This is a genomic window from Arthrobacter sp. AQ5-05, assembly GCF_003287975.1.
GTDB lineage: Bacteria > Actinomycetota > Actinomycetes > Actinomycetales > Micrococcaceae > Paeniglutamicibacter.
Window position 1 is genome coordinate 112972 of record NZ_QMKQ01000009.1, and the last position, 22043, is coordinate 135014.

Annotated in this window: 21 protein-coding genes; 10 read left to right on the forward strand and 11 right to left on the reverse strand. The window is 68.4% G+C overall.

Translation table 11 applies throughout. The features are described from left to right. Positions 1 to 41 precede the first annotated feature (41 nt). Positions 42 to 284, forward strand: a complete 243-nt coding sequence (locus DQ353_RS10325) for a hypothetical protein (RefSeq protein ID WP_113762672.1) — start codon at positions 42 to 44, stop codon at positions 282 to 284. Between the two features lie 206 nt (positions 285 to 490). Continuing rightward, positions 491 to 1297 carry a hypothetical protein gene (locus DQ353_RS10330; RefSeq protein WP_113762673.1) on the forward strand — a complete coding sequence of 269 codons (807 nt, stop codon included), beginning with the start codon at positions 491 to 493 and terminating at the stop codon, positions 1295 to 1297. Here the strand turns inward: DQ353_RS10330 and DQ353_RS10335 are convergent. Next, positions 1239 to 1811, reverse strand: a complete 573-nt coding sequence (locus tag DQ353_RS10335; RefSeq protein WP_146755234.1) for a hypothetical protein — start codon at positions 1809 to 1811, stop codon at positions 1239 to 1241. The two genes, DQ353_RS10330 and DQ353_RS10335, sit on opposite strands and share 59 nt — an antisense overlap. Positions 1812 to 1998: 187 nt before the next feature. Next, positions 1999 to 2307 carry a glutaredoxin family protein gene (locus tag DQ353_RS10340; RefSeq protein ID WP_286166737.1) on the reverse strand — a complete coding sequence of 103 codons (309 nt, stop codon included), beginning with the start codon at positions 2305 to 2307 and terminating at the stop codon, positions 1999 to 2001. A gap of 160 nt (positions 2308 to 2467) precedes the next feature. Here DQ353_RS10340 and DQ353_RS10345 point away from each other — a divergent pair, with 160 nt between their 5' ends. After that, a complete protein-coding gene (locus tag DQ353_RS10345; RefSeq protein WP_113762675.1) occupies positions 2468 to 3262 on the forward strand; it encodes an ABC transporter ATP-binding protein in 795 nt (264 codons plus the stop codon). Beyond that, the gene (locus DQ353_RS10350; protein WP_113762676.1) at positions 3262 to 4590 is read left to right on the forward strand and encodes a permease; all 1329 of its coding nucleotides are present in this window, start codon (positions 3262 to 3264) and stop codon (positions 4588 to 4590) included. The genes DQ353_RS10345 and DQ353_RS10350 overlap by 1 nt, the downstream gene beginning before the upstream one ends. Positions 4591 to 4668: 78 nt before the next feature. Here the strand turns inward: DQ353_RS10350 and DQ353_RS10355 are convergent, their stop codons facing one another. The 6 genes from DQ353_RS10355 to DQ353_RS10380 form a co-directional block, all read right to left on the reverse strand. Next, positions 4669 to 6132 carry an amino acid permease gene (locus DQ353_RS10355; RefSeq protein ID WP_113762677.1) on the reverse strand — a complete coding sequence of 488 codons (1464 nt, stop codon included), beginning with the start codon at positions 6130 to 6132 and terminating at the stop codon, positions 4669 to 4671. Positions 6133 to 6357: 225 nt separating this feature from the next. Next, positions 6358 to 7116, reverse strand: a complete 759-nt coding sequence (locus DQ353_RS10360; RefSeq protein WP_113762678.1) for an iron ABC transporter ATP-binding protein — start codon at positions 7114 to 7116, stop codon at positions 6358 to 6360. Next, complete coding sequence (locus tag DQ353_RS10365) at positions 7113 to 8150, reverse strand: iron chelate uptake ABC transporter family permease subunit (protein ID WP_113762679.1); 1038 nt, start codon at positions 8148 to 8150, stop codon at positions 7113 to 7115. The genes DQ353_RS10360 and DQ353_RS10365 overlap by 4 nt, the downstream gene beginning before the upstream one ends. Further along, the gene (locus DQ353_RS10370) at positions 8143 to 9183 is read right to left on the reverse strand and encodes an ABC transporter permease (RefSeq protein WP_286166738.1); all 1041 of its coding nucleotides are present in this window, start codon (positions 9181 to 9183) and stop codon (positions 8143 to 8145) included. The genes DQ353_RS10365 and DQ353_RS10370 overlap by 8 nt, the downstream gene beginning before the upstream one ends. A gap of 27 nt (positions 9184 to 9210) precedes the next feature. Next, on the reverse strand, positions 9211 to 10155 hold the full coding sequence (locus DQ353_RS10375; protein ID WP_113762700.1) for a siderophore ABC transporter substrate-binding protein: 945 nt from the start codon (positions 10153 to 10155) through the stop codon (positions 9211 to 9213). Positions 10156 to 10542: 387 nt separating this feature from the next. Then, positions 10543 to 11343, reverse strand: a complete 801-nt coding sequence (locus DQ353_RS10380) for an SDR family NAD(P)-dependent oxidoreductase (protein ID WP_113762680.1) — start codon at positions 11341 to 11343, stop codon at positions 10543 to 10545. A 240-nt stretch (positions 11344 to 11583) separates the two neighbouring features. Between DQ353_RS10380 and DQ353_RS10385 the strand changes: the two genes are divergently transcribed. Then, complete coding sequence (locus DQ353_RS10385) at positions 11584 to 12630, forward strand: ABC transporter substrate-binding protein (protein WP_113762681.1); 1047 nt, start codon at positions 11584 to 11586, stop codon at positions 12628 to 12630. 55 nt (positions 12631 to 12685) lie between these two features. Here DQ353_RS10385 and DQ353_RS10390 read toward each other — a convergent pair whose 3' ends face one another. Next, positions 12686 to 13480, reverse strand: coding sequence for an MBL fold metallo-hydrolase (locus DQ353_RS10390; RefSeq protein ID WP_113762682.1), 795 nt, complete (start codon positions 13478 to 13480; stop codon positions 12686 to 12688). Between the two features lie 56 nt (positions 13481 to 13536). On the opposite strand from DQ353_RS10390, the gene DQ353_RS10395 reads away from it, so the two are divergent. The 3 genes from DQ353_RS10395 (at position 13537) to DQ353_RS10405 (ending at position 17827) form a co-directional block, all read left to right on the forward strand. Next, a complete protein-coding gene (locus tag DQ353_RS10395) occupies positions 13537 to 14622 on the forward strand; it encodes a FecCD family ABC transporter permease (RefSeq protein WP_113762683.1) in 1086 nt (361 codons plus the stop codon). A 125-nt stretch (positions 14623 to 14747) separates the two neighbouring features. Continuing rightward, on the forward strand, positions 14748 to 15773 hold the full coding sequence (locus DQ353_RS10400; protein ID WP_286166739.1) for a FecCD family ABC transporter permease: 1026 nt from the start codon (positions 14748 to 14750) through the stop codon (positions 15771 to 15773). Between the two features lie 8 nt (positions 15774 to 15781). After that, positions 15782 to 17827, forward strand: a complete 2046-nt coding sequence (locus DQ353_RS10405; protein ID WP_113762685.1) for an SIP domain-containing protein — start codon at positions 15782 to 15784, stop codon at positions 17825 to 17827. 32 nt (positions 17828 to 17859) lie between these two features. Here the strand turns inward: DQ353_RS10405 and DQ353_RS10410 are convergent, their stop codons facing one another. Beyond that, positions 17860 to 18321, reverse strand: coding sequence for a MarR family winged helix-turn-helix transcriptional regulator (locus tag DQ353_RS10410; RefSeq protein ID WP_113762686.1), 462 nt, complete (start codon positions 18319 to 18321; stop codon positions 17860 to 17862). Between the two features lie 117 nt (positions 18322 to 18438). Between DQ353_RS10410 and DQ353_RS10415 the strand changes: the two genes are divergently transcribed. Further along, positions 18439 to 20349, forward strand: a complete 1911-nt coding sequence (locus DQ353_RS10415; protein WP_113762687.1) for an ABC transporter ATP-binding protein — start codon at positions 18439 to 18441, stop codon at positions 20347 to 20349. Between the two features lie 147 nt (positions 20350 to 20496). Here DQ353_RS10415 and DQ353_RS10420 read toward each other — a convergent pair whose 3' ends face one another. Further along, positions 20497 to 21105 (reverse strand): class I SAM-dependent methyltransferase, encoded by a 609-nt coding sequence (locus tag DQ353_RS10420; protein ID WP_113762688.1) that lies wholly within the window; start codon positions 21103 to 21105, stop codon positions 20497 to 20499. Between the two features lie 181 nt (positions 21106 to 21286). On the opposite strand from DQ353_RS10420, the gene DQ353_RS10425 reads away from it, so the two are divergent. Continuing rightward, a partial coding sequence (locus DQ353_RS10425; protein ID WP_146755235.1) for a DDE-type integrase/transposase/recombinase occupies positions 21287 to 22043 on the forward strand: 757 nt, incomplete at its 3' end.

Genomic DNA, 22043 nt, shown 5'->3' on the forward strand with positions numbered 1-22043 from the left:
ACGGTTTGCACGGCCGCGGGCCCGCGGGGGAAGAAGCGGAGATGGAACGTCCAACACCGGCAGCCATCGAAACCCTCATGGACCGGGCCGCGGAGCTCAAATCGGCCCTGGTCGACCACGCAACCTCGCCGGGCTTCAACAAGCTCCTGGCCGCACGCTACGACGACGTGCTCAAGACCGGGACGGGTCGCGGGAACTCACTGTACGAGGCCATCGAATCGATCCTCTATGACCGGGGACCCGGGGACGAACCGTTGATCGAACGCCACCTGCGCACCAAGTAGACCCTGCACGAAGCAGGTCGGACCATCTACGAGTCCTGGCGCGACCGCGGCGTCTTCGGTGTCTTCAAGTTCATCGAGCACGCCGCCAATGCCTCCTGCTGCGCATCCTCATCGACGAGCTGGACTACGAGAGCTACTCGTCGCAGGGCTCCGAGGCCATCTCGGGTCTCAATCCCGGCGGCTTCGTGATGACCCGGATCGTGCCGATGGGAAACATCTACACGCTCAGCGGCACCCCCGGGAACTTCGATCCGCAGGACGCGGACACCGCCGATTCGCTGGCCGTACGGCTTCTGCGCCTGGATCTCAGCCTGCCGTTGAACAATCCGCGGAAGCTTGCCGCGGCCCGGGCCAATGTCGCCCGGAACCACCGCCTCTTCGGCGAACTCTTCGGCTCCCACGCGCTGCAGGGCCCGGGTGCCCAGATGATCGAGGCGTACCGCACCTTCCTCGAGGAGAGCCGGCGGGAGGCCGCGGGCGGGAACGGCACGCCGGGCGACGACGCCCGCACCGGCCTGCAACCGGCCCCGGATGAGGGCTTCCCCGCCGGCTTTGCCGTGCCGCAGGATGTGCGCTCGGTGCACCACCCGGTGAAATCCGCGGTGTTCCTTCTGGACTACGAGCGGCTCGAGGACGCCCGCCGAACCCCGCCGGACAGCGCTGGCGATCCGGGCGCCGCGGTGCTGCGCGGGTACCTGGAAGACGGGCAGATCCCCTGCTTCATCCTGGAGGCCCTCGCCGGTCAGCCCCCGGACACCGTCGACGACCTCTACCGGGTGGCGCTTTCGCGCCCCGGCTTCTTCTGGGAGCGCGACGGGAAGTCACTGTTGCGCAGGTACAAGCCGGCGCCCATCCACCATGAGGACCGCCGAAGCTCGCGATGGTCCCGGTGCCCCTCGCCGAGGCCTACCGAGACCTCACCTGAAGTCCCGCACCCGGTACCCGGGCCGGGGCTCAGCCTCGGGATTCCAGCCTGTCGACGTAGCCCACCAGCGGGCTGGCCACGACGGTGACGGCCTGCCCCGGCCGCAGCCCGCGGGCCTTCTGCCGGTTCCGCAGCGTCCAGGCACGGGTCCCGTGGCCGGTGTCGATGACCAGCTCGTGGCGGACCCTGCGCCGCTCGGCCCAGGACTGCCCGACGTTGTTCTTCCTGTCCCACAGCGCGTTGTTCACCGCATCGGGCAGGAAGTCCAGGAACTTGCGCTCGGAGATGCTCACGACGGTCCCGGGAACCGAGGTGCGCGGCACCAAATCGAGGATCCCCACGGCGACCTTCAGCAGTGCGGCCAGTGCCAGCACCGCCAGCACGACCCCGGCCAGCACCAGGAACCCGCCCAACCGGGCGGCACCGGCATCCGCCGCCGCGAGCTGCCGCATCTCTGCGCGCATCCCTGCACCCACCACCAGCAGCACGATGCAGATCGCTGCCTGGAGCGCGCCGCGCAGGATCAGTGAAAGGGGCGCATGCCCCGAGAACGGACGCAGCGAAACCCCCAGGAACCGCGTCCACGACGTTGTCTTTTCCATGTCCAACCATTCCCCCTTGACCATGCCCCGGCCGGGGAGGAGAACCACCCGCGGAACCGGAGCAGAACAGATGTTAACGCAGTGCGCCACACACAAAATCCCCAAAACGCACTGGTCAGCACAGCATAGCCCGAAGCCGCAGGAAGGGGAACGGGTGCCCGCGCCGGCCTGACGGGCAAGCTTCCAGTCACCCTGGGCCCACGTGCCGAGCGGTCCCGGACCCGGCGGCCGCTACTCCAGGGCGAGCGCCGCCGCGGCCAGCACCTGTTGAACGCTGGGCACCCCCGAGGCGCGGAACACCTCGGAGCCGTCCCGGCGCACCACCAGCGTGGGGGGGGGTGGAGACGATGCCGGCCTCCTCGGACTCGGCCAGGTGCGAGGGCACGTCGACCTCGCGGATGTTCGCCCGCGCCAGCAGCTTGCCCGCATCGCGGAGCACGGAGCGGGCGCGCACGCACGGTGCGCAGAAGGCGGAGGTGTACAGAACAAGTTCCATCACCGGGATGCAACCGCGACCCGGCGCATTCGATTCCCGCGCGGTGCACCGCAGGTGCCGCAGGGGCCGCCGCCGTCTCCACCCTGGGTAGGAGGCGGGCCGCAAACAGTTCATCACCTGCTCCGATGCCGCGGCGGTGCGGATTTGAAATGCTGGTGGCATGATCGAAGCCCATCCCGCACCCGAGAACTCCGCCTCCAGGGCGGCCCATCCCTCATCCCCGCCGGTGCTCTGCACCCGGTCCCTGCACCGCGCCTATGGATCGACCTTGGCGCTGGACGGCGTGGACCTGGACATCCGTACCGGAGAGTCCGTGGCCATCATGGGCCCCTCGGGCTCCGGCAAGTCCACGCTGCTGCACACCCTGGCCGGCATCGAACGCCCGGACTCCGGCTCGGTGCTCTTCACCCCGGCCCATGGGGCACCGCGGGAAATCACCGCGCTGGGGGAATCCGAACGCTCCGGGCTGCGCCGCGCGTCCTTCGGCTTCGTCTTCCAGTCCGGGCTGCTGATCCCGGAGCTCACCGCCGTGGAAAACGTGGCGATGGCGTTGATGGTCAACGGGGTGCCGCGCGCCGCCGCGCTGCCCCGGGCCGCCGAATGGCTGGCCGCGCTGGGCCTGGGCGGCATGGAGGAGCGGCGCATCGGCCAGCTTTCCGGGGGCCAGGCCCAGCGCGTGGCCATCGCCCGCGCCCAAGTCACCGGCGCACAGGTGACATTCGCCGACGAGCCCACCGGGGCCCTGGATTCGGGCACCGGTGCCGAGGTCCTGGCGATCCTCATGGAATCCACCGTCGGACGCGGAAACACCCTGGTCATGGTCACCCACGATGCCGAGGTCGCCGCCCGCTGCGACAGGACCATCCGGCTGCGCGACGGTCGCATCCTCGCCGAGCACGCCGCGGCACCTGCCGCCGGAAGCCCGCGTGCCGCATTCCCGGGAACGATGAAGTGATGCGCGCGCTTTCCCTGGCCTGGATGCTGGGCCGGCCCGGCCACGGGCGCCGCGCCCCGCTGCTGCTGACCATGGGGTCCTATGCCCTGGTCTCCGCGCTGGTGCTCACCGTCACCGCCGGCGCCCTGTCCTTCACCCGCGTGCAAAACGAGTTGACCGGCGTGTACCTGATGCTGGCCGGGCTCGCGGTGGTGCTGCTGCTGGTTCCGCTGGCGGTGCTCGGCGCGGCCGCCGCCCGGCTCTCGGCCCGCAGCCAGGACACCAGGCTGTCCACCGTCCGCCTGCTCGGGGGCACCACGTCGTTGGTCGTGGGCATCACCATCATCGAATCCAGCGCCACCGCCCTGGCCGGGGCGCTGGGCGGGGTGCTGTTCTACGCCGCCGCCGCTCCGGCGGTCGGCCTGGTCCACTTCCAGGGCTCGGCCATCGGGTCCGCGATGTGGCTGGAACCGGGCGTCATCGCCCTGGTCGTGGCGGCCGTGGCGCTCATCGCCGCGATCTCCGCGGCCGTGGGCCTGCGCAAGGTCATCGTCTCCCCGCTGGGCGTGCGCAACCGCACCACCACCCCGAAGCCGCGCTGGATCCGTGCGGTGGTCGTTGCGGCCCTGATCGCGGTGGTGTCCCTGGCATTTTCGATGCTCTCGGCCTTTGCCTCCATGGCGGTCATCCTTGCCGTGCTGCTCGGCGGCTTCGCGCTGGGCCTGGGCGCGTTGAACCTGGTGGGCCCGTGGGCCGTGCGGGTCATCGGCAACGCCAAGCTCAAGAAGGCCGAAGCCCCGGCCGACCTGCTGGCCGCCCGGATGATCCTGGAAAACCCGGCGCAGGCCTGGCGGCAGGTTTCCGGCATCGCGATGACCAGTTTCGTCGCGGTGGTCGGCGGCAGCGGCGCGGCGCTGATGAACACGGCGGGTGCCGAGTCAGAGCCCGGCAGCCCGGATGCGCTGCTGGCCGCCGATGTGATGACCGGCGTGCTGATCACCCTGGTCGCCTCGTTCATCTCGGTGGCCTGCTCCACGGCCATCACCCAGGCGGCGGCCACGCTGGATCGGGCCGACCTCTACTCCGGGCTTCACCGGCTGGGCGTGGAGCGGGCCACCATGGAAAAGGCGCGCGTCGGCTCCGTGATGGCCCCGGTGATCGGGGTCGGCGCCGGCGCGGTCATCGTCAGCGGCGTGCTGGTCTTCCCGCTGGCCGGAATCGCCGTCATGGTCGCCCCGGTGTCGGTGGGCATCATCCTGCTGACGCTGCTGGCCGGGGTGCTGGCGGTGCGCGGGGCCGTGGCCCTGACGGCCACCGGCGGCGTGCTGAAGCTGGGCAAATCCGGCTAGGCGCGGCAGGGCCCCACAAGAAACGCCGCTGCCCGGGCACCAGGAATCGATGCCCGGGCAGCGGCGTGTGCGCAGGGTCTACTTCCGGAAGCTGCCCCAGTCTGCGGCGAGTTTCGAATGCCTGCGCCCGTAGCCCAGGTAGATGAACGCGCCAACGAGCATCCACACACCGAAGACCACCCAGGTGCTCACCCCGAGGTTGGCCATCAGGTATCCGCAGAACAGGATCGCCAGGATCGGGGTCAGCGGGTAGAACGGCACCTTGAAGGTGCGCGGCAATTCCGGCTGGGTGCGGCGCAGGATGACGACCGCCAGGGACACCAGCGAGAACGCGAAGAGCGTGCCGATGGACGTGGCGTCGGCCAGCTGGCCCAGCGGCACCAGGCCGGCGACCAGGGCCACGGCGCTGCCGGTGATCCAGGTGCCGGCCACCGGTGCGCCGTTTCGCGGCGAGATCCGCCCGAAGACCGCAGGCACCATGCCGTCGCGGCTCATCGCCACCAGGATGCGGGTTTGCCCGTAGAGCACCGTGATGACGATGGAGACGATGGAGAGGACAGCGCCGGCGGCGAAGAACAGCGCCACCCAACCCTGTCCGGTGACCTCCTGGAGCAGTTGCGCCAGCGCCGCCTCCTTGCCCTCGAACCAGTTCCACTGGCGGGCACCGATCGCGGAGATTGCCACCAGGATGTACAGCGAGGTGATGATGACCATCGACAGCACGATGGCGCGGGGCAGGTCGCGCTGCGGGTTCCTCGCTTCCTCGCCGGCCGTGGAGGCCGCATCGAAGCCGATGTAGGAGAAGAACAGGCGCGCCGCGGCGGCCGAGACCCCGGCGGTGCCCATGGGCAGCAGCGGGTCGAAGTTGCCGGAGGTGAAAGCGCTGAAGGCGATCACGATGAAGAAGAGCAGCACGGCGATCTTGATGAACACCAGCACCGTGTTGACCATGGCCGATTCGCGGGTGCCGCGCACCAGCAGCACCGTGGCGAACAGGACGATCAACAGGGCGGGGATGTTGAATACCCCGCCGTCGGTGCCCGGGGGATTGGTCAGCGCGGCGGGCAGGTCGACACCCAGCGTGCGGGCCATCTCGTTGAGGTATTCGCCGGCGCCCACGGCGATCGCGGCAACGGAGACCGCGTACTCGAGCACCAGGCACCAGCCGCAGATCCAGGCCAGCCCTTCGCCCATGGTCGCGTAGGTGTAGGTGTAGCTCGACCCCGACACCGGGACCGCTCCGGCCATTTCCGCGTAGGACAGCGCGGCAAAAAGGGCGGCAAGCCCGGCGATGGCGAAGGAGATCCATACCGCGGGCCCGGCCATCGGCACCGAGGAGGAGAGCACCACGAAGATGCCGGTGCCCAGCGTGGCCCCGACGCTGATCATGGTCAGGTGCAGCAGCCCGAGGGTGCGGCGCAGCTTGGGGCCGCCGGTGCCGTTGCCGGCCTCGGCCATGAATGCCTCGACGGGCTTGCGTGCGCCCAGTTGTTGGCGCAGCGTGGGCGTGGATGTGCCCGTTGCAATGTTTTGCGTGGTCATGCATAAATCTTTGCATTCTTTGGCGATCTGCAACGCGCTGCGGCACTCCGGGAACGCCCCGGTATTATGCCTAAAAGGACATGTCAAGTACGTATTTGTGAATCGCGGGAACAGGGCGCACTGTGGCAAAACTTACCCCGGAAACCCGCAATCAACGCCCGGAAACATGCACGGTGATGAATTGTTTTGCATCGGCGGGGTCAACGCCGGGACGTGCTGCGAACCTCAGGCGAAGTACACGCCGATCCGGTTGCCGTCGATTTCCTCGATGCGGATGTCGATGTCGTAGATGTCGCGCAGCACCTCCTGGGTCATGATCCGGGAGGGGGCGCCCTGGTGCACCAGCACGCCGCGGCGCATCGCCAGGATGGTGTCCGAGTAGCAGGAGGCGAAGTTGATGTCGTGGATGACGATCACCACGGTCTTTCCCAGGTCGTCCGCAAGCCGGCGGATCATCCGCATCATTTCCACCGAGTGCTTCATGTCCAGGTTGTTCAGCGGTTCGTCCAGCAGCAGGTAGTCGGTGTCCTGAGCCAGCACCATCGCGATGTAGGCGCGCTGGCGCTGGCCGCCGGAGAGCTCGTCGAGGAAGCTGTCGGCCATCTCGCCCAGGTCCAGCTGGTCCATGGCTGCCTCGATGTGCGCCCGGTCCTCGGTGGTCGGGTGCCCGCCGGAGTGCGGGAAGCGCCCGAAACCCACCAGGTCGCGCACGCGCAGGCGCATGGTGATGTGGTTTTCCTGCCGCAGGATTGCCATCGACTTTGCCAGGTCCTTGCTGGGGGTGCGCCCGATATCCAGCCCGGCAACCGACACCGCACCTGAATCCATCGGGATCAGCCGCGAAATCAGCGACAGCAGCGTGGACTTTCCCGCGCCGTTGGGCCCGATGATGGAGGTGACACCGCCGGCGGGAATGGTGGTGCTCACCGCGTCCACCACCGTCTTGCCGGAGTAGGACTTGGTCACCGAATCAATGCAGATCACTTCAGGGAACCCTTCAGGAGCAGGTAGAGGAACAACAGTCCGCCGGCGAACTCGATGATCACGCTCAGCGCCGTGGCGAAGCCAAAAACGCGCTCCAGCAGCAGCTGGCCGCCGATCAGCGTGATGGCCCCGAGCAGGCAGACGATGGGGATCAGGGCGGCGTGGGAGAACTTGCGCACCATTTGATAGGCCAGCGAGACCACCAGCAGCCCGAAGAAGGTCACCGGTCCCACCAACGCCGTGGAGATCGCGACCAGGATCGAGCAGAGCACCAGCACCAGGGTGACGATGCGCTGGTGGTCCAAGCCCAGGTTGATGGCGGTTTCGCGGCCCAGCGCCAGCACGTCGAAGCTCTTGCGAAGCTTCCACACCACGGCCGCCACCAGCGCCACGATGACCGCGGAGATCCCCAACAGCAGCGGCTCGACCTGGTTGAAGGAGGCAAAGAAGAGGTCCTGCAGCACGATGTATTCGCTCGGTTCCATCAACCGCTGCAGCAACGAGGAGAACCCGCGGAAGAGGGTGCCGATGACGATGCCGACCAGCAGCATCAGGTGCAGCGACCCGGTGCCGCCGGTGAACAGCCAGCGGTAGAGCAGTGCGGAGAACACGATCATCAGCCCGACCTCCACCCCGAACTTCAGTGCGGGGGAGGCGGTGAGCAACGTGGAGGAACCCAGCATGAACACCAGCGCGGTCTGGATCAGGATGTACAGCGCATCGAAGCCCATGATCGAGGGGGTCAGGATGCGGTTGGCCGTCACGGTCTGGAACATCAGCGTGGACAGGCCCACCGCGACGGCGACCACCAGCATCGCTCCCACGCGGATGCCACGGCGACTCAGCGCATAGGACAGGTTCCCGCGCAGCTCGATCACCATGAAGGCGGCGATGCAGCCCAGGGTGATCACGGCCATCACCGTGATCAGCGCGGCGGGGGAGATCCGCTTGGGGGAGAGCATCGCGGGGGAGAAGTTGCGCCGGGGCAGGGGCCGGCGGGTCCCGGCGAGGGCCGGCGAGGGTGTCTTAGGCATTGCGTTTCCTGGTTCTTAGCAGCAGGGCCAGGAAGATGGTGGCGCCGAGCACGCTCATCACCATGCCCACGGGGACCTCGTAGGGGAAGCGGATGGTCCGCCCGATGATGTCGCAGACAAGCACGAAGCCGGCGCCGAAGAGCGCGGTCCACGGCACCGCGCGGCGCAGGTTGTCGCCGAAGAGCAGCGAGACGATGTTCGGCACGATCAGCCCCAGGAACGGGACGGCGCCCACGGTGGTCACGACCACGGCGGAGATCAGCGAGACCAGCACCAGACCCAGGCGCATGATCGCCTTGTGGTTGAGCCCCAGGTTGGTGGTGAAGTCGGCGCCCAGGCCCGCAACGGTGAACCTGTCCGCGGCCAGGTAGCCGGCCAGCGTGAGCGCAGCGACGATCCACAGCAGCTCGTAGCGCCCGCGCAGCACCCCGGAGAAGTCGCCGATCATCCAGTTGCTCAGCGTCTGGAGCAGGTCGTACTTGTAGGCAAAGAACGTGGTGACCGAGCCGATGACCCCGCCGAGCATGATGCCCACGATCGGCACCAGCAGCGTGTTGCGCGCCGGCAGCCTGCCCAGCACCGCCAGGAAGAGGGCGGTGCCGCCGAGCGCGAACACCGAGGCCACGCCCATCTTCATCATGATCGGGGCGGCGGGGAATGCCACGGTGACCACCAGGATGCCCAGGGTTGCGGACTCCACGGTGCCCACGGTGGAGGGCTCGACGAAGCGGTTGCGCACCATCAGCTGCATGATCAGCCCGGCCACCGCCACAGCGGTTCCGGCCAGGATCACGGCCAGGGTGCGGGGTACTCGGGAGATCCACACCAGGTCCCAGGCCTCCGGGTCTCCGGCCAGCAGCTGGGGAAGGCCGACGTCGGAAACCCCGACGAACAGGCTCACGACGGCGAGCAGTCCCACCAGGACGGTGCCGGCGATCAGCCACGTGGTTTCGGAGGGCTTCTTGGGACGCCGAACGGCCAACGCGGGTTCCTGCTCCGCGGCGGCCGAACGGCTGAGTACTGGTGCGCTCATGATGTGTTTGCGACTGCGGGCAGCTGCCTACAGGCCCGCAGCGACCTCGTCGATCATCTTTTCGGTGTTGTTCAGGCCGTAGCCGACCATGTACCAGGCGTTGGAATCCAGGTTCACGATCTTGTTGTTCTTGGCGGCGTTGGTCGAGGCGACCAGCTCGTTGTCCAGGACGGCCTTGGCGGCATCGCCCGAGGTGCCCATGGCCGAATCGCGGTCAACGACGTAGAGCGTATCGGGGTTGTTCGTCTTGAGGAACTCGAAGGAGATCGACTCGCCGTGGGAGCCCTCGGACTTGATGTCGGCAACGGTGGCCACCCCGAGCACGTCGTGGATCAGGCCGAAGCGCGAGCCGGCGCCGTAGGCGGTCAGTTCGCCGCCGGAGGTCATGATGATCAGGCCCTTGCCGGCGTTGGCGCTCTTGGCCCTGGTGTCGGCGATCTTGGTGTCGATGGCAGCGAGCTTCTCGGCGACCTTGGAATCGACGTCGAAGATCTGGCCCAGCTTGCCGGCCTGTTCCTTGAAGGAGTCCAGCGGCTTCTTGATGTCCACCGACAAATCGACGGTCGGGGCGATCTTGGACAGTTCCTCGTAGGAGGTGGCGGTGCGGCCGGTGATGATGATCAGGTCCGGGTTGCCGTTGGAGATGGCTTCGAAGTCAGGTTCCTTCATGGAGCCGATCTTGGCGACGGAGGCATCGTTGTACTTGGCCAGCGACTCGGGGTACTTGGTTTCCGGAACGCCGTCGGCCTCCAGCCCCAGGGCGGTCATCGAGTCGAGCACACCCAGGTCGAAGGTGTAGACGGTCTCCGGGTTCACCGGAACCTCGGTGGTTCCCTGGGCGTGGGTGATGCTCACGGTCTTGCCGCTGTCGGCCTGGGCACCTGCCTCGGTGGAACCGCCGCAAGCGGTCAGGGCGAGCAGGGAAGCGCCGGCGGCAAATGCGCCAAGGACGACGCGAACGGGGGTCTTCACGATGATTTCTCCGATGGTGGGGCAGCTGCCCAAGGCCTGCGGCAATTAGCGAACAGCCTTGTGGCGTAAATGATCTCAAGAGAGACGCTATAGATAAGGCGTGCCTATGCGCAAGCCGATCAACTTCGATAGGTTGTCGGCGCGGTCCGATTGGGAGGGTGGGGCTGCCCTGGGAAGCCCTGCGCCACGGGGTATCCGAGGCAGGCTTGGCGCGGAAGGTGATGTCGGTCACCTCTGGCCTTGGATTTGGCAAAAGTGCATGTCGTGACGTTTTTTGACGTCCAGCGAGGCGTGGACGGGCCCGTGCGGGTCCGGCCCGGCCACAGCGGCTGTGCGGATGGTTCGGGGCTGGGGTTTTGTGGAAGTGGGCGGCTTGGCCGGTCCCGGCTAGCGTCCGCGCCTGGCCAGGCGCTCAACCAGTGCATCGGGCGCGATCCGGGCCAGTGTCGTGGCGATCTTGTAGCGCACCGAGGGGATCGACACGGACTTGCCCGCGTCGCTGTCGGCCAGCGCCTGCCGCACCACGTTCGGGGCGTTCAGCCATCCCCGGGCGGGGATCCTGGTCTTGTCCACGCCCATCCGGTCATGGAACCCGGTACGCACGAAGCCGGGGCACACGGCGGTGACGGAGATGCCGCGGTCGGCGTAGAAAACGTTGGCCCAGCGGCTGAAGTTCACGATCAGCGCCTTGGCTGCCGAGTAGCTGCCGCGCGGGGTAAAGGCGGCGACCGAGGCGACGTTGATGACCTTTCCTCCTCCGCCGGAACCCATGGCGTTCAGGGCCGCATGCATCAGCACCAGTGGGGTCTGGGTATGGATCCGCAGGTGGTCGAGTTCCTCGTTGAGGTCGTTGTCGGCGAAGTTGCCGCGCAGGCCGTACCCGGCGTTGTTGACCAGCAGGTTGACGGGTCGAGAGGTTTGGGCCAGGCGGGCGGCCACCCGCTCGGTTCCCTCGTCGGTCACCAGGTCCGCCGCCAGCACCTCGACGTTGATGGCGAATTGGGCGTGGAGCCGCGCGGCCAGTTCCGCCAGGCGCTGCCCGTCGCGGGCCGTGACCACCAGGTCGTGTCCGCGGGCCGCCAGTTGCGCGCAGAATTCGGCTCCCAGCCCCGAGGTGGCGCCCGTGACCAGCGCCGTGCCCGGGCTGCGGTGCGGGTTGCTGGTTTCCGGAGGCAAGAAATCACTCATGGTGTGAGCCTAGTCACCGGAGGGATGAATGGCCTGCGAAATGACGGGCATTTGTCATGCCCGAGCGCGAGGGCGTTCGGTCAATTAGGGCTGAGCCATGTTGCGTAATCCGAATTGGTGAGGTTAGCCTTACTCGTCAGGTGTCGGTGTGACGGCCAAAGCATGAAGCCTGCCGACCGAGCACCGCCTCCGCCGTTTCCATCGCTTCCACTGCCGAATCGCAAAGGATTCCACACCCACATGAAGTTCACTCGACGCGCCGGCCTCATCGCCGCAGCAACCACCGCCCTTGCCTTGACCCTCAGCGCCTGCGGCGGAACCGCCGACAGCGCCCCGGCCAGCAGCACCGCAGCCGCAAGCGCCGCGTTCCCTGTCGGCATCAAGCACATCTACGGCACAACCGAGATCACCGAGAAGCCCGAGCGCGTGGCCACGGTTTCCTGGGTCAACGCCGATGCGGTGTTGGCGCTGGGCGTCGTTCCGGTGGCCATGGCCGAGGACACCTGGGGAAACAACAAGCAGGGCTCCACCGACTGGAAGGATGCCAGACTCGCCGAGCTCGGCGCCTCGATCGGCAGCGAGAAGGCGCCGGTGCAGTACTCCGAGAAGGATGGCGTGAACTTCACCGCGCTGGCCGAGGCGCAGCCCGACCTCATCGTGGCCGGGTATTCGGGCCTGACGCAGGAGGAATACGACAAGCTCTCGAAGATCGCCCCGGTCATCGGGCCGATCGCCCCGAGCTACACCTCCGGCTGGCAGGACGTGACCACCGCGGTTGGCCAGGCACTGGGCAAGGACGCCGAGGCCAAGGCCGTCATCAGCGAGGTCGAAGGCAAGATTGCCGCTGCCGCCGCGGCAAACGCGGTCTTCAAGGACACCACCTTCATCGCCGGAAACCTGAAGCCATCCGACAACACCATCAGCCTCTACGCCACCGGGGATTCGCGCCCGCGCTTCCTCACCGCACTGGGAATGACCCAGGCGGCAATCGTCGATGCGAACGCCAAGGACGGCGAGTTCTTCCTGCCATGGGCCGCGGAACGCGCGAACGAGCTGGACTCCGACATCTTCTTCACCTGGGCCGCCGAGGGCACCGGCACCGATGGGATCGCCAAGAACAAGCTCTTCGCCCAGATCCCCGCCGTGCCCAAGGGCGGGCTGGTGGCCGCGGCCAACGACATGGAGGTGCTCTCCATCTCGGCGGCGTCCCCGCTGTCGGTGCCCTACGCCATCGACAAGGTCGTCCCGGCCTTCGCCGCAGCCGCACAGGCAGCCGCCGGCAAGTAGCAGGCACGCAGCACCCACGCACCGGCACCGATACAGGCGGGAACCACAGGCAATGTCAGGAAGCTTCGGACTCCATGAGGTAGTGCAATTGCGCTGCCACGGAGATCTCCGCCGCCCGTCGCACCCGCGGATCCACGTCGGCGTAGACCACGTCGGTGACCTGGGCGATGGTGGGCTCAACGACGGAATCGGCCCGGATCTGCGCCAGTGCGGCGCGGATCTGGGCCAGCCGCTCAAGCCGGTGCGCCCGGTATTCGCGCACGATTCCATGCAGGGACCCCAGCACCGGACCGTGCGCCGGGAGCACCAGCGCATCGGGTCCCGCCTCCAGCTTGTCCAGCGAGGACAGGTAATCGCCCAGGGTGCCGTCGGGCGCATCCAGGATCGTGGTGCCGCGGCCCAGGATGGTGTCCCCGGTGAGCATCGAGCCGGTTGCCCCGTCGTCGGGCAGCAGGAAACACAGCGAATCGGAGGTGTGGCCGGGGGCGCCCAACACACGCAGCCGCAGGCCCGCCGCGTGGATCTGCTCCCCGTCGACCAAGACCCCGGCCTCGCGGCAATGCTCCGGCAGCGCCGCACGCACCGGGGCCCCGGTGAGTCGGTGCAGCGTGTCGATGCCCTCGGTATGGTCGTGGTGGCGATGCGTGATGAGGATCAGTTCGACGGATTCGGCGGCCAGCGAACCCAGGTGCCCGGCGTCGTCGGGCCCGGGATCAACGATGATGGCATGCTCGGAACCCGGTGCGCGCAGGATCCAGGACATGGTTCCCTCCAGCGACATCGGTCCGGGGTTCGGGGCCAGGTAAAAGGATGCCTGCCCGGAGACGACGGTGGCTTGCTGCTTGCTCATGGCCACCAGTCTAGGGCCGCGACCCGTGCCTGCGCCCGGAACCGGGTGGACAATCCATGAGTGCGCCCCCATCCGGATCAAGAACGTCCGAGCCCCTGCCGGTGTCCGCGCAGAAAACCGATTCCCCTGCGCCCGGACGGCGCCCCGGGCCAATGTCCGCGCCGGTGCTCGGACTTCTCCTGGCGGCGACCCTGGCAGGGCTGCTCTTCCTGTCCCTGCTGGTCGGCGCCCGGCCCATCGCCCCGTCCACGGTCCTCGACGGGCTGGTGCACCTGGACCCGGGCAACGGCGACCACGCGGTCATCGCCTCGCGCATCCCGCGCACCATTGCCGGGCTGCTCATCGGAGCCGCCCTGGGACTGGCCGGGGCCGGGATGCAGGGCATCACCCGCAACCCGCTGGCCGACCCGGGCATCCTAGGCGTCAATGCCGGTGCCGCGCTGGCCGTGGTGGCCGGCATCCACTTCTTCGCCGTGTCCACGCTGCACGGCTACATCCTTTTCGCTTTCGTGGGCGCCGCGGGCGCCTCGCTGCTGGTCTACTTGGTGGCATCGCTGGGCCGCGACGGCGCCACGGGACTGAAGCTGGCCCTGGCCGGGGCGGCCATGGCCGCGGGCCTCGGGTCGCTGACCAACGCCGTGCTGATGATCGGCCAGGAGGCCTTGGACCGCTTCAGGTTCTGGCAGGTCGGCACGCTCGGTGCCCGGGAGGTGCCCGAGATGCTCGCCGTCGCCCCGTTCCTGGCGCTCGGCGCCGTCGCGGTGCTGGCCGGGGCCAGGTTGTTCAATGCGCTGGCGCTGGGCGACGATTCGGCTGTGGGCCTCGGGTTCCGCGTGGGCCGCGGCCGCGCAGTTTCCGCCGCCGGTGTGGTGCTGCTGTGCGGCGCCGCCACCGCGCTGGCCGGGCCCATCGGCTTCGTCGGGCTGATCGTGCCGCATGCGATCCGCGTGCTGGCCGGAGGGGACTACCGCTGGCTGCTGCCGCTGTCCATGCTCGCGGGCCCGGTGCTGCTGCTGGGTGCCGACGTGGTGGGCCGGGTCGTCGCCCCGCCGGCGGAAGTCCAGGTCGGGGTCATGACCGCGGTGCTTGGCGCGCCGCTGTTCCTCTGGCTGTTGCGCCGCGGAAAGAAGGCCACGCCGTGAGCCGCCAGATGCTTTCACGGGATGGCGACTGGGCCGAGGCCGCGCCTGCAATGAAGCCGGGCGGCGTTCCCGGCGCGCCTTCCGGAGGACTGCCGGCAGCAATGCCGCCGCCAAAGCCCCGGCACATGCCCAGGGCCCCGCACCAATCCACACCCCGGCCCAGGGGCCGCATCGGCCCGGTGGCCCGGGTGAACCTGCTGGCCACCGCCGGCATTGTGGTCGCAGTGCTGCTGAACCTGTTGGCCGGGCGCCACCCGATCACCATCGACGACCTGCTCGCTGCCCTGGCCGGCGAACGCGTTCCGGGTGTCTCCTTCATGCTGTGGGAGGACCGGCTGCCGCAGGCCGCCGTCGGCGTGCTGGCCGGCGCCGCGTTCGGCGCCTCCGGGGCCATCTTCCAGCGCATGCTGCGCAACCCGTTGGCCAGCCCCGATGTGATCGGCGTCGGCTACGGGGCGTCCGCCGCCGCGGTGGCCGGAATGTTGTTCTTCGGTGCCCAGGGGATTGGCCTCTCGCTCATCGCCTGCGCCGGCGCACTGGCCGTCGCGCTGCTGATCTACGCCATTGCCGATGCAGGGAAGCATACCGGGGCACGGCTGATCCTGGCCGGCATCGCGGTGGCCGCGATGCTGCAGGGCCTCATCTCCTACCTGCTCACCCGCACCGACATCCGCATGGCCTCCGACGCGCTGCGCTGGCTCACCGGGTCGCTGTCCGCCAGCACCTGGGAACGGGCGGGCCTGCTGGGGGCGGCGCTGGCGATCCTGCTGCCGCTGCTGGTGCCCGCCGCGGGGACGCTGCGAATCCTGGAACTGGGCGACGACACCGCCGCAGGGCTGGGGCTGCGCGTGCGGCCGGCCCGGCTGGGGCTGATCCTGCTGGGGGTCGGGCTGTGTGCGGTGGCCACCGCGGTGACCGGGCCGCTGGCGTTCGTCGCGTTCCTGGCCGGGCCGCTGGCGCTGCGCCTGTGCGGCGGGCGCAGCCACCCGGGCTCCGCCGCCGGCATCGGCGCGCTGCTGGTGGTCGCGGCGACGTTCATCGCCACCAACATCCTGCCCGACATGCAACTACCAGTCGGCGTCGTCACCGGCGCGCTGGGAGCACCATTCCTGATTTGGGTCTTGGTGCGCTCCAACAAGGAAGGAACCTGAGGGTTTCCATGGCACTTCTCGAAGCACAGGACCTCACACTGGCCTACGACGCGGTCAGCATCGTCGACGAGCTCTCGTTGCAGCTGCCCGCCGGCGAGGTGACGATCATCGTGGGTGCCAACGGCTGCGGCAAGTCCACGCTGCTGCGCGGGCTGGCCCGGCTGCTCAAGCCCGCCGGGGGCAAGGTCCTGCTCAACGGCGAGGACATCCACACCCGGCCGGCCCGCGAGGTCGCCAAGATGCTGGGCCTGCTGCCGCAGACCCCGACCGCGCCCGACGGGATCACCGTGCGCGAGCTCATTGGCCGCGGCCGCTATCCGCACCAGGGCTGGTTCAAGCGCTTCTCCTCCGAGGACGAGGCCGCGGTGGCCCGCGCGATGACCGTCACCGGGACCACCGACCTGGCAGAGCGACCCATCGACGAGCTCTCCGGCGGGCAGCGCCAACGCGTCTGGATCGCCATGGCGCTGGCCCAGGAAACCGAGCTGTTGCTGCTTGACGAGCCGACCACCTACCTGGACGTGGCCCACCAGCTGGAGGTGCTCGATGTGATCTCCGAGCTCAACCGCACCCGCGGCACCACCGTGGTGATCGTGTTGCACGATTTGAACCTCGCCGCACGCTACGCCGACCACCTGGTGGCGCTGAAGCACGGCAGGATCGTCGCGGCCGGGCACCCGGCGGCGGTGGTCACCGAGGAGCTGGTGAAAGACGTGTTCGGCATGCCGTGCCGCGTCATCCCGGACCCGGTGGCCGGTACCCCGCTGGTGCTGCCCATCGGCCGACACCGGGTGTTGCGCGCCGAGTCGGTGCTGGCGGCCAAGGGCATCCACCGCACCACGAATCCCGATGCCCGGCTTGACGCCGGTCCCGTGCCCTCCGAGGTTCCCGCGGCCGGAGCCAGTGCCGCCGCGACAGCGCCGGGAACCGCAAGCCCCGCTGCCGAGGGCGTCACGGATGCTGCCACGGAATCCTTGGTGGAATCAGCCGCCGGCACCGTGGCCGCAACCCAGGACGGAGACGCCGCGGCGCCCGCGGAGCAGGACATGCCCGAACGTGCCGAGGAGATCAGCGAGATGCTGGCTTTCGCCACTTCCGTGGTGGCGGTGCAGGGCATCGGTGAGAACTTCAAGCGCATCACGTTGGCCGGGGCGGATCTGGCGTACTTCGGCGCCGGTGGATCCCCGCTGGATTTGCGCATCAAGCTGATGATCCAGCCGGCCGCCGAACCCGGGACCCCGGCTGCCGCGCTGCCTTCGGAATTCGAGTCCTTGCGCCCGGGCGCCTGGCTTTCCCGGGCCGAGGCCACCGGCTGGTACCGGCGCTGGCTCGCGCTGCCGGCCGAATCCCGCGGCGCCATGCGCACCTACACCGTTCGGGCCCTGCGCCCGGCCGGTCACCGGGACAACCGCGGCACGGAGGCGGAGATCGACATAGACTTCGTGCTGCACCTGCGCACCGTGAACGGCAAGCCGGCCGGCGGACCGGCCACGGTGTGGGCGGCACGGGCCAAGGCCGGGGACGAATTGCTGTTGCTGGGCCCCAACGCGGGCCTGTGCGGCCCCGACTACGGCGGCATCGAGTTCCGCCCGGGCACGGCCAAGCGGATCCTGCTGGCCGGGGACGAGACCGCTGCCCCGGCCATCTGCTCGATCCTCGAGGCGCTGCCGGCCGGGATCACCGGACATGCGCTCATCGAGGTGCCCGACACCGGGGACATCCAGGGCTCCTCGACCCGTTCGGGAGTGTCAGTGCAGTGGCTGCCACGCGGTTCCCACCCGCACGGCGAGCTGCTGGCGGCCGCGGTGCGCGACGTCGTGGCGATTCCCGCCGCCGGCGCGGTGATGCCCGGCGCCGACCCGGAGGACGTCGACGTCGACATCCAGATCCTTTGGGAGACGGCAACCGCCTCGACCCAGCCGTTCTACGCGTGGCTGGCCGGCGAGGCGGAGATGATCAAGGGCATGCGCCGATACCTGGTCCGCGAGGCCGGGATGGACCGCAAGCAGGTGGCGTTCATGGGGTACTGGCGCCGGGGCAAGTCCGAGAACTAGGACCCTGACCGGGGAAGGCCGGGGGGACGGGTTCAGCGTTCCGGGTGGCCGCCGAGCTTGCCCAGGATGCGGGCCAGCTCGGCGCGTTCCTGTGCATCGAGCCGCCCGAAGTAGGTTTCGGTGTGTTCGCGGCGTGCCGCACGGACCTCCTCGGTCAGGCCGTGCCCCCGGGGCGTCAGCGTGACCAGCGTGGCGCGGCGATCGACGGGGTCGGCGCTGCGGGCCACCAGCCCCTTGGCCTCGAGGTGGTCGATGACCTCGGTGGCCGAGCGCGGGGCGATGCGCAGGCGTTCGGCAACGTCCTTGAGCCGCATTCCGTCGGCGGACGCCGGATCCGCGGCATTGCGCGCGAGCGAGTGCAGGGCGCGGAACTGGTGCGGGGTCAGTTCAAAGGGGGCAAGGCGCTGCGACCAGGAATGGCGCAGCGAACGAAAAGCGCGGTGGAAAAGCTCCGAAAGGTCCCCGGGAAGTGCCGGATTGTTGCTGGCTGGCATGCCTTCCAGCCTACCGCCCGGCGGGTGCGGAATTTGACGGGCAACCACATAGTGAGGTAACCTCACTATAGCGTGGTGCGAGTCCCGCACCCACGACCACCACGAAAGGTGGTGCATATGTTGGAATCGAGTTCATCTTCCAGCGCGGCTCGTTCGGGCCAGGGCCAACCGGCCAAGAACCACGCCGGCGCCGATCGGGCACCCGGCGGCGGGGGAGGCCGCGGCGGTCCGGTCGCCCGCCTGAACCCCGCGGACCTCAAGCAGGTCAAGCTCCACCCGGTGAAGCCGGCCCGGATCGCGGCCCTCTTCAAACCGCACAGGTTCACCATCGCCGTCGTCGTGCTGCTCATCTCCGCCGCCTCCGTCATCGGGCTGGCCCAGCCGTTCCTGATCCGCGCCATCATCGACGACGCGCTGCCGCAGCAGGACACCGCACTGCTCGGCTGGCTTGCCGGCGGGCTGGTGGCGGTCGCCGCCGCGACCGCGGCCATCGGCGTGATCCAGACCTGGATGGCCACCAAAATGGGCCAGAAGGTCATGCACACGCTGCGGACCCGCCTGTTCACCCACCTGCAGGCCCAGTCGTTGGGCTTCTTCACCCGCACCCGCTCCGGGGAGGTGCAGTCGAGGCTGACCAACGACATCGCCGGGATGCAGTCGGTGGTGACCTCCACAGCCACCTCGGTGGCCTCCAACCTGACCACGGCCGTGGCCACCGCCATCGCGATGGCCGCACTCTCCTGGCGGATGAGCCTGCTCTCGCTGGTGGTGCTGCCGCCGGCGATCTGGCTTTCGCGCAAGGTGGCGTTGATGCGCCGCGACGTGACCAGCGCCCGCCAGGCCGAGCTTGCCCGGATGTACACGCAGATCGAGGAGGGGCTCTCGGTCTCCGGCATCAGGCTCGCCAAGACCCTGGGCACCACCGGGCGGGACGTGGAGCGCTTCGCCGGTTCCTCGCACCGACTCGTCGACCTGGAAATGCGCAGCCAGCTGGCCGGGCGCTGGCGCATGGCCACCATGGGCATCGTCTTCGCCGCGATCCCCGCGGTCATCTACCTGGCCGCCGGATTCCCCGCCACCTCCGGGGGGATGACCATCGGCACGCTGGTGGCGTTCACCGCGCTGCAGGGCGCGATCTTCCGACCTATCATGGGCCTGCTGAACGTCGGGGTCCAATGGGTCACCGCGATGGCCCTGTTCAGCCGCATCTTCGAGTACCTGGACATGGACCCGGAAATCAAGGCGCCGACGAACCCGACGACGCTGGACCCGCAGGCCGTTGCGGGGCGGGTGCGCTTCGAAGGCGTTTCCTTCGCCTACCGCGACGGGGCCCAGGTGCTGCGCGGGATCGACCTGGAGCTGGCTCCGGGCACCGCCACGGCCATCGTCGGGCCGACCGGATCGGGCAAGTCCACGCTCGGTTCGCTGCTGCCGCGCCTGCACGACCCAAGCCGAGGCCGCATCACCATCGACGGCATCGACATCCGCGAACTCGCCCCGGAAACCCTGAATAAGATCGTCGGCGTGGTCTCCCAGGAGACCTACCTGATCCATGCCTCGATCCGCAAGAACCTGCTGCTGGCGGATCCCGAGGCCGACGACGCGACGTTGTGGAGGGCGCTGGCCAGCGCCCAGATCGCCGACCTGGTCGCGGGTCTTCCCGATGGGCTGGACACCCTGGTCGGTGCGCGCGGCCACCGCTTCTCCGGGGGAGAGCAGCAGCGCCTGGCCATCGCGCGCACCATCCTGCGCAACCCGAAGGTGCTGGTTCTCGACGAGGCAACCAGCGCGCTGGACAACACGACCGAGGCGCTGGTCCAGGACGCGCTGGACCGCCTGGCCGTCGGGCGCACCACCTTGATGATCGCCCACCGCCTGTCCACCGTGGAAAACGCCGATCGGTTGGCGGTGCTCGAAGCCGGACGGATCGTCGAGCGCGGCAGGCCGGCCGAGCTGCGCGATGCCGATGGCCCCTTCTCCAGACTTGTGGCGGCGGGCGGGGAAATGGCCACCGAGCTGGTCCCCTGACAGAAAATGCCCGAGAGTTCACGGTACGGAAATTCATGCCAAGGGGCCCCACCTGCGGTGAAGGCCCGTGGCAAAACCGAGTGAAAATCAGCCGATCCCCAGACCGGCAAGCTGGTTCCTACCTGCCAAAGCCTGGGAGAGCCACCGTCACTTCGCGCGGAGCACGAAGAAAATAAAGCTTAGGAATGATTCCCGGTCCTTGAATTGCGGGGGAACGATTTCCGGAGGCGCATCGGTCAAGTACGGTGGTTCGCTGACCACCTCGATCTGGAATCCGGCCCTGGCAAACGCATCCGTCATGGCATGCAAGGGACGGTGCCAATACGTGAGGGTGGCCGGTTGGCCGTTGAAGGTGTGTTCATCCGAGTACTTCGTGGGCTTGAAGTAGTCCCTGCCGGGGTTGGTCCAGGGGAAGAGGATCGGATGGTTGACGGACATGATGAGCCTGCCTCCGGGCCGCAGGACGCGCCGTATCTCGGTCAGCGGGCCAACCCAGTCTTCCAAATAGTGGAAGACCAACGATGCCACCACGTCGTCGAACGTGTCACCGGCGAAGGGAAGGGGCTGGCCAAGGTCGGCCACGACCAGTTCCGCCCCTGTGCCCAGTCTTTGTCGGGCCAGATCGACCATTGCTTCGCTGGAGTCGAATCCCGTTACGGCGGCGCCGCGTTCACCGAGCGCTGCCGCCAGCGGTCCGGAACCGCAGCCGGCGTCAAGAATCCGACGATCGCGGACATCTCCGGCGAGGTTGAGCATTGCCGGCCGTTCGTAGAAGCAATTAAGCAGACTGGTTTCGTTCTCGGCCTGTTATGTCGCAAGACATCGGTGACAGTTCTGCCTCAACACATCGGTGACACTTCAGCGTGTTTTGGTGGTGACACTTCCCGGCAATTAACACGATTTTGACCGGTCAGGCACCAGGCATCAAGAATGACTGGTGAATAAGAATGAGCCTGTCAATGCCCGTATCCGCCTGGCGATCGCCCAATGGCCCGATGACGCACCGCGCGGATCCGTCACCACGTTCTGTGCCGAGCACGAGCTCACCCGCAAGACGTTCTACGCGATCCGGGCCAGGGCACGCGACGAGGGCCAGGCCGCGGCCCTGGAGCCCCGCTCCCGCCGCCCGAAAACCTCACCCACAAAACTCACCGAGGAGCGCAAGGAGGAGACCCTGAAGGTGCGGGCCGCACTGGAGTCCTCCGGGCTGGACCACGGGCCAATCAGCGTGCACGACAAGATGCTGTCCCTGGGGATGCAGGCACCCTCCGTGGCCTCGCTGGCGCGGATCTTCCGCGAGAAAAACGTGGCCCGGTCCGAACCGAACAAGAAACCCCGGGCCTCGTACCGCAGGTTCGTCTATCCGGCACCGAACGCCTGCTGGCAGCTGGACGCCACCGAGTATGTGCTCGCCGGCGGGCGCAAGTGCGTGATCTTCCAGCTGCAGGATGACCATTCGCGCCTCGCCATCGCCACGCACGTGGCCTCCGGGGAAACCAGCGAGGCCGCCTTGACGGTAGTCAAGAAGGGTATCGCCGCCCGCGGGGTGCCCCAAAGATTGCTCACGGACAACGGCGCAGCCCTAAATCCCTCGCGCCGCGGGGTTGAGGGGCAACTGGTCGCCTACGTGACCTCCCTCGGGGTCAAGGCGATCACCGGCAAGCCGTACAAACCCACCACCCAAGGGAAGAACG

Excerpts from the sequence above, each read along its gene's own strand:
- DQ353_RS10325 (WP_113762672.1), top strand. The coding sequence starts at position 42 with ATGGAACGTCCAACACCGGCAGCCATCGAAACCCTCATGGACCGGGCC.
- DQ353_RS10330 (WP_113762673.1), top strand. The coding sequence starts at position 491 with ATGGGAAACATCTACACGCTCAGCGGCACCCCCGGGAACTTCGATCCG.
- DQ353_RS10335 (WP_146755234.1), bottom strand. The coding sequence starts at position 1,811 with ATGGAAAAGACAACGTCGTGGACGCGGTTCCTGGGGGTTTCGCTGCGT.
- DQ353_RS10340 (WP_286166737.1), bottom strand. The coding sequence starts at position 2,307 with ATGGAACTTGTTCTGTACACCTCCGCCTTCTGCGCACCGTGCGTGCGC.
- DQ353_RS10345 (WP_113762675.1), top strand. The coding sequence starts at position 2,468 with ATGATCGAAGCCCATCCCGCACCCGAGAACTCCGCCTCCAGGGCGGCC.
- DQ353_RS10350 (WP_113762676.1), top strand. The coding sequence starts at position 3,262 with ATGCGCGCGCTTTCCCTGGCCTGGATGCTGGGCCGGCCCGGCCACGGG.
- DQ353_RS10355 (WP_113762677.1), bottom strand. The coding sequence starts at position 6,132 with ATGACCACGCAAAACATTGCAACGGGCACATCCACGCCCACGCTGCGC.
- DQ353_RS10365 (WP_113762679.1), bottom strand. The coding sequence starts at position 8,150 with ATGCCTAAGACACCCTCGCCGGCCCTCGCCGGGACCCGCCGGCCCCTG.
- DQ353_RS10370 (WP_286166738.1), bottom strand. The coding sequence starts at position 9,183 with ATGAGCGCACCAGTACTCAGCCGTTCGGCCGCCGCGGAGCAGGAACCC.
- DQ353_RS10380 (WP_113762680.1), bottom strand. The coding sequence starts at position 11,343 with ATGAGTGATTTCTTGCCTCCGGAAACCAGCAACCCGCACCGCAGCCCG.
- DQ353_RS10385 (WP_113762681.1), top strand. The coding sequence starts at position 11,584 with ATGAAGTTCACTCGACGCGCCGGCCTCATCGCCGCAGCAACCACCGCC.
- DQ353_RS10390 (WP_113762682.1), bottom strand. The coding sequence starts at position 13,480 with ATGAGCAAGCAGCAAGCCACCGTCGTCTCCGGGCAGGCATCCTTTTAC.
- DQ353_RS10395 (WP_113762683.1), top strand. The coding sequence starts at position 13,537 with ATGAGTGCGCCCCCATCCGGATCAAGAACGTCCGAGCCCCTGCCGGTG.
- DQ353_RS10400 (WP_286166739.1), top strand. The coding sequence starts at position 14,748 with ATGCCCAGGGCCCCGCACCAATCCACACCCCGGCCCAGGGGCCGCATC.
- DQ353_RS10405 (WP_113762685.1), top strand. The coding sequence starts at position 15,782 with ATGGCACTTCTCGAAGCACAGGACCTCACACTGGCCTACGACGCGGTC.
- DQ353_RS10410 (WP_113762686.1), bottom strand. The coding sequence starts at position 18,321 with ATGCCAGCCAGCAACAATCCGGCACTTCCCGGGGACCTTTCGGAGCTT.
- DQ353_RS10415 (WP_113762687.1), top strand. The coding sequence starts at position 18,439 with ATGTTGGAATCGAGTTCATCTTCCAGCGCGGCTCGTTCGGGCCAGGGC.
- DQ353_RS10420 (WP_113762688.1), bottom strand. The coding sequence starts at position 21,105 with ATGCTCAACCTCGCCGGAGATGTCCGCGATCGTCGGATTCTTGACGCC.